Source organism: Streptomyces bluensis, from assembly GCF_014650715.1.
Lineage (GTDB): Bacteria > Actinomycetota > Actinomycetes > Streptomycetales > Streptomycetaceae > Streptomyces > Streptomyces bluensis.
Genome location: NZ_BMVM01000011.1, coordinates 1 through 14684 on the forward strand (window position 1 = coordinate 1; position 14684 = coordinate 14684).

Here is a 14684-nt window from a genome sequence, read left to right on the forward strand (position 1 = left end):
GGGGGTCCCACTGGGAGAACTCGTCGCGCAGCGAGAAGACCCGTTCCTTGGCCCGCGCCTTCTCCTCGTCGCGGCGGCCGCCGCCGAAGACGGCGTCGAACCGCTCGGACTGGATCTTCTCGGTCAGCGGCACGGTCTGGAGGGGGTTCCGTGTCCCGTCGGGCCGTTCGCGCAGGACGCCGCGGTCGATGTAGTCCTGCACGGAGGCCACGTGCAGGCGCAGGCTGTGCTTCTCCACGGTCCGGTCCCGGTAGTCGATGACCTCGGGGAAGTTGTGGCCGGTGTCGACGTGGAGCAGGGAGAAGGGGATCGCGGCGGGGGCGAAGGCCTTCAGTGCCAGGTGGAGCATGACGATGGAGTCCTTGCCGCCGGAGAACAGGATCACCGGCCGTTCGAACTCGCCCGCCACCTCACGGAATATGTGCACCGCCTCGGACTCCAGCGCGTCCAGGTGCGAGAGGCAGTACGGGCTGTCGGTCTCCGAGGAGACGGTCGCGACGGTCGTCATGCCAGGCCCCTTTCGACGAGCAGCTTGTGAAGCGTGGCGGCCGACTCCTGCACGGTCTGGTTCTGCGACTCGATGCGCAGGTCAGGTGTCTCGGGCTCCTCGTAGGGGTCGTCGACACCGGTGAGCCCGGAGATCTCACCCGCGGCCTGCTTGGCGTACAGCCCCTTCACGTCCCGTACGGAGCAGACCTCGACCGGGGTGGCCACGTGGACCTCGATGTACGCGGCACCGCTCGCCTGGTGGCGCTTGCGGACGGCCTCGCGGCTGTCGGCGTACGGGGCGATGACCGGCACGAGTGCCTTCACTCCGTTGCGGGCCAGCAGGTCGGCGAGGAAGCCGATGCGCTGCACGTTGGTGTGGCGGTCCGTGCGGCTGAAGCCGAGGTCGGCGGTGAGGAACTCACGGATCTCGTCGCCGTCGAGCACCTCGACGAGGTGGCCGTCCTCGCGCAGCCGGTTCGCCAGTTCGTACGCGATGGTGGTCTTGCCGGCACTCGGCAGACCCGTGAGCCAGACGGTGGCTCCGGTCGTCACGTGGTTCTCCCGGGGGGTCGCGGATGTCTCGGTGGTCGGCATGGGCGCCGTGGGGGGCGGCGTCATTCGTGCATCCCGCACTCGGTCTTGGCGCGGCCCGCCCAGCGGCCGGCGCGGGCGTCCTCGCCCTCCAGGACGCGGCGGGTGCAGGGCGCGCAGCCCACGGAGGTGTAGCCGTCCATCAGCAGCGGGTTGGTGAGCACGCCGTGCTCGGCGACGTACGCCTCCACGTCGTCCTGCGTCCAGCGGGCGATCGGGGAGATCTTGACCTTGCCGCGCTTGTCGTCCCAGCCGACGACCGGGGTGTTCGCCCGGGTCGGGGACTCGTCGCGGCGCAGGCCGGTCGCCCACGCGTCGAACCGGGTCAGGCCCTCCTCCAGCGGCTTGACCTTCCGCAGGAAGCAGCACAGGTCGGGGTCGCGGTCGTGCAGCCTGGGCCCGTACTCGGCGTCCTGCTCGGCCACGGTCTGGCGCGGGGTGAGCGTGATGACGTTGACGTCCATCACGGCCTCGACCGCGTCACGGGTGCCGATGGTCTCCGGGAAGTGGTAGCCGGTGTCGAGGAAGACGACGTCCACGCCGGGCCTCGCACGGGACGCGAGGTGCGCGACCACGGCGTCCTCCATCGAGGAGGTCACACAGAAACGCCTGCCGAAGGTGTCCACGGCCCACTGGAGGATCTCCAGCGCGGACGCGTCCTCCAGATCGCGGCCGGCCTGCTCGGCGAGCGCCTTCAACTCGGCGCGCTTCGCCGCCTCCGGGTCGGCCGCGTCGTTCAGTGATGCGTCTGAGTCCGCCTGAGCGGTGGTCATGTCTGATCCCCTCCACTGTCGGCATGTCGCAAGCCCCGGGCGAGAAGCCCGAGGAACTTCAGCTGGAAGGCCCGACTGCACGCTCCGCATTCCCACGCACCGTGCCCCTCTTCACTGGGGCGCAGGTCCTCGTCACCGCAGTAGGGGCAGTAGAAGGGGGCGGCCCGCTCGCTCACGACAACGCCTCCTCAGAAGCGCGCGCGGCCCAGGTGGCGAATCGCTCGCCGTCCTCGCGCTCCGCCTGGAACCGCTTGAGAACGCGCTCCACGTAGTCGGGCAGCTCCTCGGAGGTGACCTTCAGGCCGCGGACCTTACGGCCGAACCCGGCGTCCAGGCCGAGCGCGCCGCCCAGGTGCACCTGGTAGCCCTCGACCTGCTCCCCCTGGTCGTTGAGGACGAGCTGGCCCTTGAGACCGATGTCCGCGACCTGGATACGGGCGCAGGCGTTCGGGCAGCCGTTGAGGTTGATGGTGATCGGCTCGTCGAAGTCCGGGATGCGGCGCTCCAGCTCGTCGATCAGCGCGGAGCCGCGCGCCTTGGTCTCGACGATGGCCAGCTTGCAGTACTCGATGCCCGTGCAGGCCATGGTGCCGCGCCGGAACGGGGAGGGTGTGGCGGTCAGGTCCAGGGCCTCCAGGGCCTCGACCAGCGGCTCGACCTGCTCCTCGGCGACATCGAGGACGATCATCTTCTGTTCGACCGTCGTACGGACCCGGCCCGAGCCGTGGGCCTCCGCCACCTCGGCGATCTTCGTCAGGGTGGCGCCGTCGACGCGGCCGACGCGCGGGGCGAAGCCCACGTAGAAGCGGCCGTCCTTCTGCCGGTGCACGCCCACGTGGTCGCGCCAGCGCTCCACGGGTTCGGCGGGTGCGGGACCGTCGGCCAGCTCCCGCTTCAGGTACTCGTCCTGGAGCACCTGGCGGAACTTCTCCGGACCCCAGTCCGCGACGAGGAACTTCAGGCGGGCGCGGGTGCGCAGGCGCCGGTAGCCGTAGTCACGGAAGATGCCGACCACGCCGGCCCAGACGTCCGGAACCTCGTCCAGCGGGACCCAGGCGCCGAGCCGGACGCCGATCTTCGGGTTGGTGGACAGACCGCCGCCCACCCAGAGGTCGAAGCCGGGGCCGTGCTCGGGGTGCTCGACGCCGACGAACGCCACGTCGTTGATCTCGTGGGCGACGTCGAGCAGCGGGGAGCCGGAGATCGCCGTCTTGAACTTGCGGGGCAGGTTGGAGAACTCCTTGCTGCCGATGTAGCGGCTGTGGATCTCGTCGATGGCCGGGGAGCCGTCGACGATCTCGTCCTCCGCGATCCCCGCGACGGGTGAGCCGATGATGACGCGCGGGGTGTCGCCGCACGCCTCGGTGGTGGACAGCCCGACGGCCTCCAGCCGGTTCCAGATCTCCGGCACGTCCTCGATGCGGATCCAGTGCAGCTGGATGTTCTGCCGGTCGGTGATGTCCGCGGTGCCGCGGGCGAACTCCTGCGAGATCTCGCCGATCACGCGCAGCTGCCGCGTGGTGAGACGGCCCCCGTCGATCCGCACCCGCAGCATGAAGTACTTGTCGTCCAGCTCCTCCGGCTCCAGGATGGCGGTCTTTCCGCCGTCGATGCCGGGCTTGCGCTGGGTGTAGAGCCCCCACCAGCGCATACGGCCGCGCAGGTCGTTGGGGTCGATCGAGTCGAAGCCCCGCTTCGAGTAGATCGTCTCAATGCGTGTCCGCACATTGAGACCGTCGTCGTCCTTCTTGAACTGTTCGTTGCCGTTCAGTGGGGTGAAGTGACCCACGGCCCACTGGCCCTCGCCACGGTGACGGCTCACCTTGCGGCGGGGCGTGGCAGGGCGTTGCGGGGTGGCGGCCATGGTTGTTACGTCCTTCGGGACAGGCGGGAATGCGGCTCTGACCTGCGTCTATGGGCGCATTGCGGCATGTGTGCCGTACGTGCGCGTCGTTGCGCAGGAGGAGGCAGGAGGGGGAATGCGGCGGTGCTGGAGCGATCAGCTCGCCGGACAGATGGCGCTGGACATGCGGCCGAGGTCGACGTGCCGCCGACTCACCAAGGCAATTCCAGTTCCAGACATGACGGAAGCGTGTCATGGCGCTTTGGACCCAGTCCACCATTATCCGCATGGTGGACAAGGATGTCTCGCATGGCGGGACACTGTGATGTGCGTCATGGAGTGCTGCTACGCCCCGGGCCAGGGGCCGGGAGTGGCGACCTCCGGCTCCTCCTCGACCTTGGTGTCGAAGAGCCGGAACCCGCGCCGCTGGTAGTTCGCCATGGCGTGCTCCCCGTCCTTGCTGCACGTATGCAGCCAGACCCGCTTGGTCGGGGGCAGCCGCGGCCAGCGCTCGGCCAGATCCCAGGCCCGCGCGGTCCCGTACGAGAGGAGGTGACCGCCGATGCGCCGCCCCCGGAACGCCGGGACGAGGCCGAAGTACGCGATCTCCACGACCCCGCCGTCCTGCGGTTCGAGCTCGACGTACCCCGCGGGCGTCCCGCGGTCGTAGGCCACCCAGGTCTCCACGCCGGGCCGGTCCAGGTGCTCCTGCCAGCGCGCGTACGGCCACGACAGCCGGTCGGTCCAGCGGATGTCGCCGCCGACGGAGGCGTACAGGAAACGGCTGAACTCGGGGGAGGGGATCTCGGAACGGACGATCCGGACATCTCCCTGCGGGGCCCGCGCGGGCAGCAGGTCGGCCGGGGACGTCTGCTCCAGGGACCAGGTGGTCACGGTGATGGTGGACATGGAAGCCAGGGAACCATGAGGCCGGACCGGCCGCGAAGGCCGGGTCCGGCACTCACCTCCCGGGCCTTGGGTTCCTCGCGCGGCGCCCGGATCTCTGTGCCGGCTAGTTCATGGAGCTGTTGACCGCCGACAGCGGTACCGCGTACAGCACCCGCTCCGGGACGGCCGCCGGCTCCCATGTGCCGTCCGTGTTCGCCGCCGACGCCGTGAGCGTCCACAGCTCGCCGGTCGGCTGCGCGTACGACAGGGACTCGGTGTGCTGTCCCCAGCAGGCGTACGACTGGTCGGCGGTGCACCGGGCGGCGTCGGCGCCGGTCTCGTCGTCGGCGTTCTGCCGCCACAGCGTGCCGTGCTTGCCGCGGCCGCCGGGGGACTGGCCGAGGTACCAGTCGGCCTTGTCCGCCCCGCTCGGCTTGTGCGAGATCACGCCCCGCAGACCGACCGCCTTGGTCTCGTACGCCTCGTCCGCGTTCACGATGCCGCGGGAGTTCGCGCCCAGCAGGCCCGTGCGGCTGAGCGCGGTGCTGAATTGGTAGCGCCAGACACGGGCCGGTTCGCTGCCGGCCGAACTGAACCATTCGTTCGCCACCAGGCTGTTCGGTGTCGAGGTCCGGTCCAGCGAGAGCGAGCCGAAGCAGGGAACCCCGTTGTCGTCGGACGCGGTGCACCTGCCGCCCGTCAGGCTGTACGAGCCGACGGCCGGCAGCACGTACTGGTAGCCGTGCGCCGAGTAACCGCCGCTCACCTTGCCGACCGCGTGGCTCTTGACGTTCGCCTGGAGTATGCGGTGCATGTCGAAGACGTAGAGGGCGCTGTCGTGGCCGGCACCGTTCTTCGCGGTGACGATCAGCTTGTCCTGGTACCAGACCATGCCGCCGACGGGAGAGCGCACGGCACCGAAGTCCTTGCCGCCCGCGAGGGGGGCGACGAGCAGGACCCAGCGGTACTTCAGGTTGTCCGGGTCGTTCGCGTCGATGAAGGCGACCCGGGCGAGTCCCTTGTCCTGCGCCGGCTCACCGGCCTTGCGGTCGTTGTGCGTCCAGCCGGACAGGATCACGCGGTCCTCGCCCCACAGGCCGTCGTCGTCGGCGTCGGCGGAGGTGGTGACGGACTGGGGGAGCCACTTCTGGGTCGTGGCGTCGCCGCTGTCCCAGCAGTACGCGCGGCTCGCGGCGGGCTCGACCGGCAGGGCCGCCCGCTCGGTGTCGTCGCAGGCGGACTTGTTCCGCATCGTGTGGTTGGCGCTCCGCAGGACGCCGCGTACGCCGACGTTCCCGCCCATGTCATTCGTCAGGGTGTCGAGGGTGGATTTGTCGGCCAGGTTCTCGCGTAACTGGAGCTTGCCGATCTCGCTCGCCGAGGTGAGCGGCTTCAGACCGCCCGGGTTGTCACCGCCCGCGGCCTGAGAGGTGCTGATCAGCGTGGCCGCGGCGGTCAGGGCGAGCGCGGTCCCGGCCAGACCGGCGCGCAGCGCACGGCCCCTTCTGCGTCGACGGTGCCTACCGCGACTCATACAACCTCCCAGGAACGGCCAACTGCCTCTCATGATCAGAACGTTGACGGAGAGCCAGGTGGGGCGGCCTGGGAGGGATGCTACTTCAGAGGGCCCCCGCCGGTGTGGGGCTACCGCATAAATGCAGGGATATCCCTCACTCCTGGGCTACCGTCCGTTCACCCGTGCAGTGCCCCGCCGCGGGCCCGGACCACCCCCGGGGCCAAGGAGTGCGGCAGCAGGTCCAGCGGGTCGTCCGGCAGCAGCAGGTCGACTTCCGTGCCGTCCGTGAAGCGGTAGGGCCGGTGTTCCAGCAGGGCGCCCATGTAGCGGCGCACCCGGGACATCTCCGCGCGGACCGTGACCGTGCGGGCCGGGTCGCCGAACATGTCGTCGGCGAGGGCCGCGGCGCTGCGGCCGGTGGGGTGGAGGGCCAGGAGGTAGAGCAGTTCGGCGTGTCGGGGGCTGAGCCCGTGGGTCCAGGAGCCCGCGGCGCCCGAGGCGGTCACCGTGGAGCGGCGCGGGTGCGCCAGGTCCAGGACGACACGGGTCGTGTCGTCGCCGGCCGGCCACTCGGTGCCGGGGCGGATCAGCCAGCCTCCGGGCAGCGGCTCGACCTGGCACGTGCCCAGGTGGGGCAGCCGGCGCCGGCCGTGGGAGAGGGACTTCGGCAGGGCCAGCCGCCTCGTGTACGGCATGCCGGTCACCGCGGCCGTCCAGCCGGCCGTGTCCACGGCCGCCGCCCGCCCGTCGATGCGCGCCAGCACCGGAGCCGCGACCGCGCGCAGCCGTTCCAGCGAGCTCAGGTGCAGATCCCGCAGCCGGGCCTCGGCGAGCTTGGCGACCGAGCCGACGAGGGCGAGCGTGGCGGGGTGATGGGACTCCAGCGGTCCGCTGACGTCCACCGCGCCCAGCAGCCGCCCGTCGCGCGGGTCGGTGATGGGGGCGCCGGTGCACGCCCAGGACTGGAGGGTGCGTACGAAGTGCTCGGCGGAGACGACCTGCAGCGGGCGGCGGGCCACCAGCGGGGTGCCGACACCGTTCGTGCCGACGACCTCCTCCCGGAAGTCCCCGCCGATCCCGAGCCCCTGCCCGTCCGCTCTGCGCAGCCCGACCGGGCTGCCCTCACGCCACAGCACCCGGCCCTCCGCGTCGGCGACGATCACGATGTGCTGACCGGAGTCCGCGTACGGCAGCAACCCCTCGTGCAGTACGGGCAGCACGTGCCGCAGCCGTGAGGTCTGCCGGCGCCGCTCGACCTCGTCCAGGCTGAGCACATCGGCCCGGAAGTCGTGGTCGGGGTCGACCCCGCCGCGAGCCGTGCGGTCCCAGGAGTCCCTGATCACCGGCCGGGGCGCCACCTTCGGCCGTTCCCCGGCGAGCGCGGCGCCGCGCGTCTCGCCGAGTACCCGTGCCGCCCGTCTCGTGTCCTCGGCGGCGAGTCGCGTGACATCCATCGGCGAGTGCGCCACTCGATCCTCCCGGCAGATCCGACGGACCTGTCCGTTCCCGTCCTGACGGCCACGGACGTCCGCGCGTGCGTTGACAGCGGGTCTCATAGTGTGCCGCCGAACGGTGCGGAGGGGCACAGTCCGGCCACGGAGAGCGGAGGAGTTGCAACCCCCTGCAACCCTGGTGAACAGCCGTACGGTGCTTGAAACTTGTTCAACGTCGCCTGCTGAGGCGACCGTGCCTGCACTTCCCCGGGGTCGCTTGGGGGCTGAGACAGCGGGGGTGGTGCCGTGTCGGCGCAGCATCACCCCCGCGTCGTCAGGCCACGGACTCGCCTGTGCGCTACGACGGTCGAGGGCGTGCCCGTGCCGTACGGGAGCCGTGGGCGCCCGGTGGCGGATGGCCGGAAGTGACGTATGCCCTGAAGTGTCGTACGTCGGAAGTGACGTACGCCTGAAGTGTCGTACGCGAAAGTGACGCACGGCCGAAGCGGCCCCTCCGCCCTCAGCTCACCGGACGTGCCCGCTCCACCACCGACGCCAGGTCCAGGCTGTGCGGCAGTGTGCCGAAGGCCGCGCCCCAGTCGCCGCCGAGGCGCGAGGCGCAGAACGCGTCGGCGACCTGCGGCGGCGCGTACCGCACCAGCAGCGACCCCTGGAGGACGAGGGCGAGGCGCTCGACGAGACGGCGGGCGCGGGCCTCGATGTCGTCCAGGTCGGCGAGCTCGGTCAGCAGGTTCTTGATGGCGCCGTCCAGCCGGTGGTCGGCACCACGGGCCCCGCCCACCTCCGTCAGGACGGCGTTCAGCGCCTGCGGCTCGCGTTGCAGGGCCCGCAGCACGTCGAGGGCCTGCACATTCCCGGCGCCCTCCCAGATCGAGTTGAGCGGCGACTCCCGCAGCAGCCGGGGCATGCCGGACTCCTCGACGTACCCGTTGCCGCCCAGGCACTCCAGGGCCTCGGCCACCATCGGTGTGCAGCGCTTGGTCACCCAGTACTTGGCGGTCGGCACCGCGAGCCGAAGGAACGCGCGCTCCTCGGCCGACCCGTCGGCCGCGTTGTCGTAGGCTGCCGCCAGCCGCAGCGCCAGCGTCGTCGCCGCCTCGGACTCCAGCGCCAGATCCGCCAGCACGTTCCGCATCAGCGGCTTGTCGATCAGCTTCCCGCCGAACGCCTCCCGGTACGTGCAGTGGTGCACCGCCTGCGCCACCGCCTGCCGCATCAGTGAGGCCGAGCCCAGCACGCAGTCCACCCGGGTGGCCGCCACCATCTCGATGATCGTGGGCACGCCCCGGCCCTCGTCACCGACCCGGCGGGCCCACGTCCCGTCGAACTCGACCTCGCTGGAGGCGTTGGACCGGTTGCCCAGCTTGTCCTTCAGCCGCTGGATGCGGAACACGTTCCGTGTGCCGTCCTCCAGTACGCGCGGCACCAGGAAGCAGGTGAGCCCGCCCGGAGCCTGCGCCAGCACCAGGAACCCGTCCGACATCGGCGCCGAGCAGAACCACTTGTGCCCGGTCAGCTCGTACGTGCCGTCCTCGGCGAGCGGTCGCGCCGACGTCGTGTTGGCCCGGACGTCACTGCCGCCCTGCTTCTCGGTCATCCCCATCCCGAAGAGGACGCCGGCCTTCTGCGCGGCGGGCCGCAGCCCCTGGTCGTACACCATCGACGTCAGCCGGGGCTCCCACTCGGCGGCCAGCGCCGGATCGGTGCGCAGCGCGGGCACCGCCGCGTGCGTCATCGACAGCGGGCAGCCGTGGCCCGCCTCGACCTGCGTCCAGATCACGAAGGAGGCCGCGCGCCGTACGTGCCCGCCCGGCCGCGCCCAGGCCGCCGTCATCCCCGCCGAGACGCCCTTGCCGAGCAGGCGGTGCCAGGCCGGATGGAACTCCACCTCGTCGAGACGGTTTCCGTACCGGTCGTGCGTGTGCAGCTTCGGCGGGTTCTCGTTGGCCAGCACCCCCCACTCCTGTGCCTGCTCGGAGCCCGCCGTGCGCCCGAACAGCGAGAGATCCTCGCGCACCTCGTCGAGCAGACCGGGGGCGAGGTGCCGGTCGACCGCCTCCACGAGGACCCGGTCGGAGGCGAAGACGTCGTACCCCACCAGGGGTGGAGCCTGATTGGTCACTTCGTGGGTGCTGGCTGCCATGTCCCGGAACCTACCCTTCGGTAAGGCCACCGTCACCAGTATCCGGCATGAGGACCAGAAGGTGAGGTCAGCGTGCCGGGACGGATACCGTTAGGGCGTGCAGCCAGCAAGTGAGCCCCCCGAGTCTCCCGAAAGCGCCTCCGGCCGTCTCCACCGGGCACGCGCCCTCTACCGGAACGTCTCCAAGCGCAGGACGGCCTGGCTGCTGCTCAAGGACACCGTCAACTCCTGCATCGAGTACCGCATCCTCGGGCTCGCGGCGGAGGCGGCGTTCTTCACGCTGCTGTCCGTGCCGCCGCTGCTGCTCAGCCTGGTCGGGCTGCTCGGCTATGTTGACGACTGGACCGGCGCGAACACCATCGCCAGCCTGCAGAACAACATCCTGGAGGCGTCCCGCACCGTCCTGTCCGACAGGGGCGTCACACAGATCGCCCAGCCGATACTGAACGACGTGACGAAGGGCGGCCGCCCCGACGTCATCTCCATCGGCTTCCTCTTCGCCCTCTGGTCGGGCTCCCGGGCGGTGAACGTCTTCATCGACACCATCACCGTCATGTACGGCCTCGACGGGGTACGCGGCATCGTCAAGACCCGGCTGATGGCGTTCCTGCTGTTCATCGTGGCGCTGCTGATCGGCTCGATCGCGCTGCCGCTCATGGTGGCCGGCCCGGACGAGGTCGTGAACATCGTGCCGTGGTCGACGACGCTCGTGCAGATCCTGTACTGGCCCGTCGTGATCGTCCTGTCGGTCGTGTTCCTGACAACTCTCTACCATGTGTCGGTCCCGGTCCGCTCACCGTGGGTCGAGGACGTCCCCGGCGCCCTGGTGGCCCTGGGCATGTGGGTGCTGGGAAGCTTCCTCCTGCGCATCTACCTGACGAACACGGTCGAGGGCCCGACGATCTACGGCTCGCTGGCCGCACCCGTGGCCGTCCTGCTCTGGATCGGCGTCTCGGCCTTCGCGGTGCTGGTGGGCGCCGCCGTCAACGCGGCCATCGACCGGGTCTGGCCGGCCGCCGCGACGGCCGCCGCACGTGCCGCGAACGAGCGGATGCGGCAGGAGCAGGCCGCCGAGTACGTCGCCCGCGCCACCGCGGCCCGGGACGCCGACCCCGACTACGCCGCCAATCCCGACATGCCCTCCGAGTTCCCGGAACGCTGGTCCCGCTTCCTGCCCCCGGAGGACGTCACGTCCCGCCTGCGCGCCCACGCCAAGAGCACGAACAAGCAGGGGGACGGAACACCTCCGGCGGAGTAGGGCCCGGGCGTGGAGCTAGCCTGATGTACGTGTACGCGGAGAGGGCGTCCCGGTTGACGGGTGCGGTGGTGTGGACCACCATCCCGTCCGGCTCCGATACGGGGCTCGTGCTCCCCGACGGCTGTATGGACCTGCTCTGGAGCGAGGGGCGGCTGATGGTCGCCGGGCCCGATACACGGGCGTATGTTCCCGGGCAGGCCGAGGACCTGTCCGCGCGCTGGGCCGGGGTGCGGTTCGCTCCCGGTACGGCGCCCGCCTTCCTCGGCGTCCCCGCGCACGAGCTGCGCGACCGGCGCGTCGACCTCGCCGACCTGTGGCCGGCCGCCCGGGTTCGACGGCTCGCGGCGCGAATGAACGCGGCCGCCGATCCGGCACTCGGGCTCGAAGAGCTGGCACTGGAGCGGGCGGCCCGGTCCGAACCCCCCGACCCGATGGTGCCCGGGATCGTGGCCGCGCTGAACGGCGGCCGACCGGTCGCCGAAACCGCCGATGAACTGGGCCTCAGCGCACGCCAGCTGCACCGCCGCTCGCTGACCGCCTTCGGGTACGGCCCGAAGACGCTGGCCCGCGTCCTGCGACTCCAGCGGGCCCTCGCCCTCGCCCGTGGCGGGGTGCCCTTCGCGGACACGGCGGCCCGGACCGGGTACGCCGACCAGGCGCACCTGGCGCGTGAGGTGAGGGAACTGGCGGGGCGGCCGCTGGGGCGGTTGCTCGGACGGTAGGGCCCTGGACGTGCCCTGCGAGGGGTGCCATGATCAGGCCGGCCTCCGGCGTTGGCCGGGCCTCAAGGGAGAGACCGTGAAGCTGTACCTCGCCATGGCTCTGGCCCTGTTGGCGTTGCTCATCGCCGCCTCCGGCGTCGCCGCGGTCACCCGTGGTTGGGTGCTCCCCATGAACCGGCGCCATGTCCGCGCCCCGCGTCTCTACGGCTGGGGCCAGCTGGTGGTGGCCTTCGCGCTGTGCTGGCAGCTGGTCTTCGGACTGGTGATCAGCGACTCCGGCACCGGTCCGGCGGGGACGCTGATCGGCGGCGTGATCCTCCTGGCCGGCATCGTCGTCATGATGGTGGGCCAGCTCGCCGGTGGTAACCGCAACGCAGCGGACGGCCTCTAGTCGCCGGGCAGCGGGGCGAACAGGTCCACGCCGTTGCCGTCCGGGTCGTGTACGACCGCGTACCGCTGGCCCCACACGGCGTCCCACGGCTTGAGCTCGCCGTGATGGCCGGCGGCCACCAGCTCCTCGTACGCCGCGTCCACTTCGGCGGGGCTCTCGCACAGCAGGGCGATGGAGGACCGGCCGCCCGTCCCCGGCTGCCACTGGGGGTGGAAGGACCGGACGGTCTCCTCGGTGTCGAGCAACAGCCGCAGCCCACCCGGCAGTGGTGCCTCGGCGTGCGCCTCGTTCTCCGCTCCCTCCGGGAAGGCGAATCCGAGACGGCGGTAGAAGGCGACAGAAGCGGCCATGTCGGAGGCGACCAGGCCGATCGCGTCGAATCGTGGAGTCATGGGGCCACCGTAGGCAGCTCCGGGCGGAGTGGTCTTGAAGGAATCGGACACGGGCGGCAACGACGTGGGGCCCGGCGGCTGACCGTCACTCGGGGGTGAGGGTTCCGTCCTCGTCCATCGTCGGGTGCATCTTCATCGGGCCGTACTCGTCGACGTCCGAGGGGCGCGGCTGTTCCGGCCCGTCGGGGCCCATGCGGAGCATGCGTTCGACGCGGCAGATCCGGAAGAGCCGGTCGTCCACACGGAACTCGTCCGCGCGGTCGAGCGCCCGGTACTCCTGGGCCGCCTCGGCGTACCTGGCCTTCTTGGCGTCGTCGAACTGGTACAGCAGGGCCCAGATCTCGTCCAGTCCATTGTAGAGCATGCGCCGGGCGTCGTGCGGGGTGGCCATGAGGGCGCCGCGCGGCCGCCAGCCGTGCTGCCCGCGCTCGACCACGCCGAACCCGGTGGGCAGCAGGACGAGCTCCGGGTGGGTGACGACCGCGCCTTCCGATTCGGCGCGCACGTCGTCGGGGAAGTGGGTGCCCCGGTACGCGAAGTCCCGCAGCCCCAGTTTCATCGCACCCGCGGACGGACCGTCCGTGCGGTCCGCATCGAGGACGAAACCGACGTCCGGGGAAGCGGTGTCGCGCGCCTGCCGGTCCCACGACCGCTCCACCGGCTCGGGGTCGGTGGGCCGGGGCGGCTCCAGTCCGTCGTCCCCGATCCGCCCGAACTCGTCGCCGCGCACCACCCGGTACCGCACCCCGCACGCCTCCACCTCGTTCACGGGCTCGCGCTCCAGCACCGCCACGGCCGCGAGCAACTCCCGCCGTACGGCCCGGTCCTCGGTGTCGTCCTTCGCGGTGAAGAACAGATGCGACTGCAGCCCGTCCCGGGCCACCTGCGGCATCCCGTCCACCACGGGTTTCAGCACCCGCCACTCCGGCCCGACCGCCGGGTCCTGCATCGCGATCCCGAACACCGGCCCACGCAGCGCGAGATGGGGATAACGCAGCGAGGCCTCCACCGCGTCGGCCTCCCGCACCCAGGCGGCGGGGTCGTCGCGGTGGATCAACTCCTCGTGGAGGGCCCGGATCTGTTGCTGCCAGTCATCGGTCATGCACGCATTGTGTCGGGATTCAGGTGCGTGTGGTGACCGAACCGAGGAAGGCGGTCCAGGCGGTGGGGGTGACGGTGAGGTGGGGGGTGGTGGGGGTTTTGGAGTCGCGGATGTGGATGGTGGTGGGGCGAGTGGCGACTTCAACGCAGGCGCCGCCCTCGTCGCCGCTGTAACTGGACTTGAACCACTCAAGTGCGGTGCCGCTCATCGCTCTCCCAGAAGACGGTCCAGCAGGTCCCTCGTGTCTTCGGTGGTAAGGGCCTGTGTCCGCAGCATCGCATACTTCTGGTTGAGGATCGCCACCTCGTTCGGGTCGGCGATCAGTTGACTGCCGCGCTGTGTCTCGGTGTAGGCGAGTCGCTGGTGCTCGGGGGTCTCCAGCAGGATGAACGGGCCGTTCAGTCCGGCGTGCGTCGTCCGCCCCAGGGGCAGGATCTGCAGAGTGAGACCGGGCAGGTCGGTGTACTCCCGTAGGTGCCGCAGCTGTTCGAAGTACACCTCGTCGCCACCCAGGCGGTCTCGCAATGCCGCTTCCCAGACGACGAAGCTGATCATCGGTGGCGCCTTACGGTGCAGGACCTCGCGGCGCTCAATGCGCGCGGCCACCAACTGCTCGATCTCGTCTGCGTCGTAGACCGGTACGCGACCGCCGAAGACCGCCCGCGCGTACCCTTCCGTCTGGAGCACCCCGGGGACCAGCAGGCTCTCGTACCAAGAGATAGCGATCGCTTCTCGCTCCCGATCCAGATACTCCTCCGCCCACAACGGAACCAGATCCACCTCCGGCATGTACTCCAACGCCGCCGCCAACGCCCCCTTCGTATCGAGGAGTTGGTCGAGCTGCTCGGCCAGGTCCGGCTTCAGTGGCCGTCTGCCCTGCTCGATCGACGCGATCTGCTGCTCACCGACGACGAACCGGTCACCCAGTGACTTCTGCGTGTACCCAGCCGCCTGACGGTAGAGGGCGAGCAGTGCGCCCACCATCCTCATGGCCGACGCGTTCCTCCGCGTCCGTGACCGTGTCCTGGTGCTCATGCGGTCCAAACTCCCCATCCGCGTGCGTACGTTCACCGTCGTGCACCCGTACAAACCCGATGTACTGATGCACGCACTGTTTCATCA

The 14684-nt window shown here is 70.6% G+C and carries 17 protein-coding genes; 3 read left to right on the plus strand and 14 right to left on the minus strand.

Features of this window, described 5'->3' with window-relative positions; translation table 11 throughout:
* The 10 genes from cysD to IE262_RS25100 all read right to left on the minus strand — a co-directional run.
* A partial coding sequence (gene cysD / locus IE262_RS25065; RefSeq protein WP_189876671.1) for a sulfate adenylyltransferase subunit CysD occupies positions 1-508 on the minus strand: 508 nt, incomplete at its 3' end.
* Positions 505-1083, minus strand: a complete 579-nt coding sequence (cysC, locus tag IE262_RS25070; protein ID WP_189877125.1) for an adenylyl-sulfate kinase — start codon at positions 1081-1083, stop codon at positions 505-507. The genes cysC and cysD, both read right to left, overlap by 4 nt.
* A 20-nt stretch (positions 1084-1103) precedes the next feature.
* Positions 1104-1853 (minus strand): phosphoadenylyl-sulfate reductase, encoded by a 750-nt coding sequence (locus IE262_RS25075; protein ID WP_134028572.1) that lies wholly within the window; start codon positions 1851-1853, stop codon positions 1104-1106.
* Complete coding sequence (locus IE262_RS39650; protein ID WP_134028570.1) at positions 1850-2029, minus strand: hypothetical protein; 180 nt, start codon at positions 2027-2029, stop codon at positions 1850-1852. Before IE262_RS39650 ends, IE262_RS25075 begins: the two co-directional genes overlap by 4 nt.
* Positions 2026-3717 (minus strand): nitrite/sulfite reductase, encoded by a 1692-nt coding sequence (locus IE262_RS25080; protein ID WP_134028568.1) that lies wholly within the window; start codon positions 3715-3717, stop codon positions 2026-2028. The genes IE262_RS39650 and IE262_RS25080 overlap by 4 nt, the downstream gene beginning before the upstream one ends.
* Before the next feature lie 135 nt (positions 3718-3852).
* Entirely contained in the window at positions 3853-3936 is an 84-nt protein-coding gene (locus tag IE262_RS40585; protein WP_309486338.1) for a putative leader peptide, read from the minus strand.
* 105 nt (positions 3937-4041) lie between these two features.
* Positions 4042-4605: a GNAT family N-acetyltransferase gene (locus IE262_RS25085; RefSeq protein ID WP_134028566.1), complete on the minus strand. Its 564-nt coding sequence runs from the start codon at positions 4603-4605 to the stop codon at positions 4042-4044.
* A 103-nt stretch (positions 4606-4708) separates the two neighbouring features.
* On the minus strand, positions 4709-6118 hold the full coding sequence (locus IE262_RS25090; protein ID WP_189876675.1) for a hypothetical protein: 1410 nt from the start codon (positions 6116-6118) through the stop codon (positions 4709-4711).
* A 158-nt stretch (positions 6119-6276) separates the two neighbouring features.
* The gene (locus IE262_RS25095) at positions 6277-7554 is read right to left on the minus strand and encodes a GAF domain-containing protein (RefSeq protein WP_189876678.1); all 1278 of its coding nucleotides are present in this window, start codon (positions 7552-7554) and stop codon (positions 6277-6279) included.
* 499 nt (positions 7555-8053) lie between these two features.
* A complete protein-coding gene (locus tag IE262_RS25100) occupies positions 8054-9697 on the minus strand; it encodes an acyl-CoA dehydrogenase family protein (RefSeq protein WP_189876681.1) in 1644 nt (547 codons plus the stop codon).
* A 97-nt stretch (positions 9698-9794) separates the two neighbouring features.
* Here IE262_RS25100 and IE262_RS25105 point away from each other — a divergent pair, with 97 nt between their 5' ends.
* The 3 genes from IE262_RS25105 (at position 9795) to IE262_RS25115 (ending at position 12068) form a co-directional block, all read left to right on the plus strand.
* Positions 9795-10955: a YihY/virulence factor BrkB family protein gene (locus tag IE262_RS25105; RefSeq protein ID WP_189876683.1), complete on the plus strand. Its 1161-nt coding sequence runs from the start codon at positions 9795-9797 to the stop codon at positions 10953-10955.
* 29 nt (positions 10956-10984) lie between these two features.
* Positions 10985-11677, plus strand: coding sequence for a helix-turn-helix transcriptional regulator (locus IE262_RS25110; protein WP_189877127.1), 693 nt, complete (start codon positions 10985-10987; stop codon positions 11675-11677).
* Between the two features lie 76 nt (positions 11678-11753).
* Complete coding sequence (locus IE262_RS25115) at positions 11754-12068, plus strand: hypothetical protein (RefSeq protein ID WP_189876686.1); 315 nt, start codon at positions 11754-11756, stop codon at positions 12066-12068.
* Here IE262_RS25115 and IE262_RS25120 read toward each other — a convergent pair.
* The 4 genes from IE262_RS25120 to IE262_RS25135 all read right to left on the minus strand — a co-directional run bounded on the left by IE262_RS25120 (position 12065) and on the right by IE262_RS25135 (position 14552).
* A complete protein-coding gene (locus IE262_RS25120; protein ID WP_189876696.1) occupies positions 12065-12460 on the minus strand; it encodes a VOC family protein in 396 nt (131 codons plus the stop codon). The two genes, IE262_RS25115 and IE262_RS25120, sit on opposite strands and share 4 nt — an antisense overlap.
* Positions 12461-12545: 85 nt before the next feature.
* Entirely contained in the window at positions 12546-13562 is a 1017-nt protein-coding gene (locus IE262_RS25125; protein WP_189876699.1) for a DUF5954 family protein, read from the minus strand.
* 19 nt (positions 13563-13581) lie between these two features.
* Positions 13582-13770: a DUF397 domain-containing protein gene (locus IE262_RS25130; protein ID WP_189876702.1), complete on the minus strand. Its 189-nt coding sequence runs from the start codon at positions 13768-13770 to the stop codon at positions 13582-13584.
* On the minus strand, positions 13767-14552 hold the full coding sequence (locus IE262_RS25135) for a helix-turn-helix domain-containing protein (protein WP_229877455.1): 786 nt from the start codon (positions 14550-14552) through the stop codon (positions 13767-13769). The genes IE262_RS25130 and IE262_RS25135 overlap by 4 nt, the downstream gene beginning before the upstream one ends.
* Positions 14553-14684 lie beyond the last annotated feature (132 nt).

Coding starts and splice junctions, on each gene's coding strand:
- cysC (WP_189877125.1), bottom strand. CDS start 1,083: ATGCCGACCACCGAGACATCCGCGACCCCCCGGGAGAACCACGTGACG.
- IE262_RS25075 (WP_134028572.1), bottom strand. CDS start 1,853: ATGACCACCGCTCAGGCGGACTCAGACGCATCACTGAACGACGCGGCC.
- IE262_RS25080 (WP_134028568.1), bottom strand. CDS start 3,717: ATGGCCGCCACCCCGCAACGCCCTGCCACGCCCCGCCGCAAGGTGAGC.
- IE262_RS40585 (WP_309486338.1), bottom strand. CDS start 3,936: ATGTCTGGAACTGGAATTGCCTTGGTGAGTCGGCGGCACGTCGACCTC.
- IE262_RS25085 (WP_134028566.1), bottom strand. CDS start 4,605: ATGTCCACCATCACCGTGACCACCTGGTCCCTGGAGCAGACGTCCCCG.
- IE262_RS25090 (WP_189876675.1), bottom strand. CDS start 6,118: ATGAGTCGCGGTAGGCACCGTCGACGCAGAAGGGGCCGTGCGCTGCGC.
- IE262_RS25095 (WP_189876678.1), bottom strand. CDS start 7,554: ATGGATGTCACGCGACTCGCCGCCGAGGACACGAGACGGGCGGCACGG.
- IE262_RS25100 (WP_189876681.1), bottom strand. CDS start 9,697: ATGGCAGCCAGCACCCACGAAGTGACCAATCAGGCTCCACCCCTGGTG.
- IE262_RS25120 (WP_189876696.1), bottom strand. CDS start 12,460: ATGACTCCACGATTCGACGCGATCGGCCTGGTCGCCTCCGACATGGCC.
- IE262_RS25125 (WP_189876699.1), bottom strand. CDS start 13,562: ATGACCGATGACTGGCAGCAACAGATCCGGGCCCTCCACGAGGAGTTG.
- IE262_RS25130 (WP_189876702.1), bottom strand. CDS start 13,770: ATGAGCGGCACCGCACTTGAGTGGTTCAAGTCCAGTTACAGCGGCGAC.
- IE262_RS25135 (WP_229877455.1), bottom strand. CDS start 14,552: ATGAGGATGGTGGGCGCACTGCTCGCCCTCTACCGTCAGGCGGCTGGG.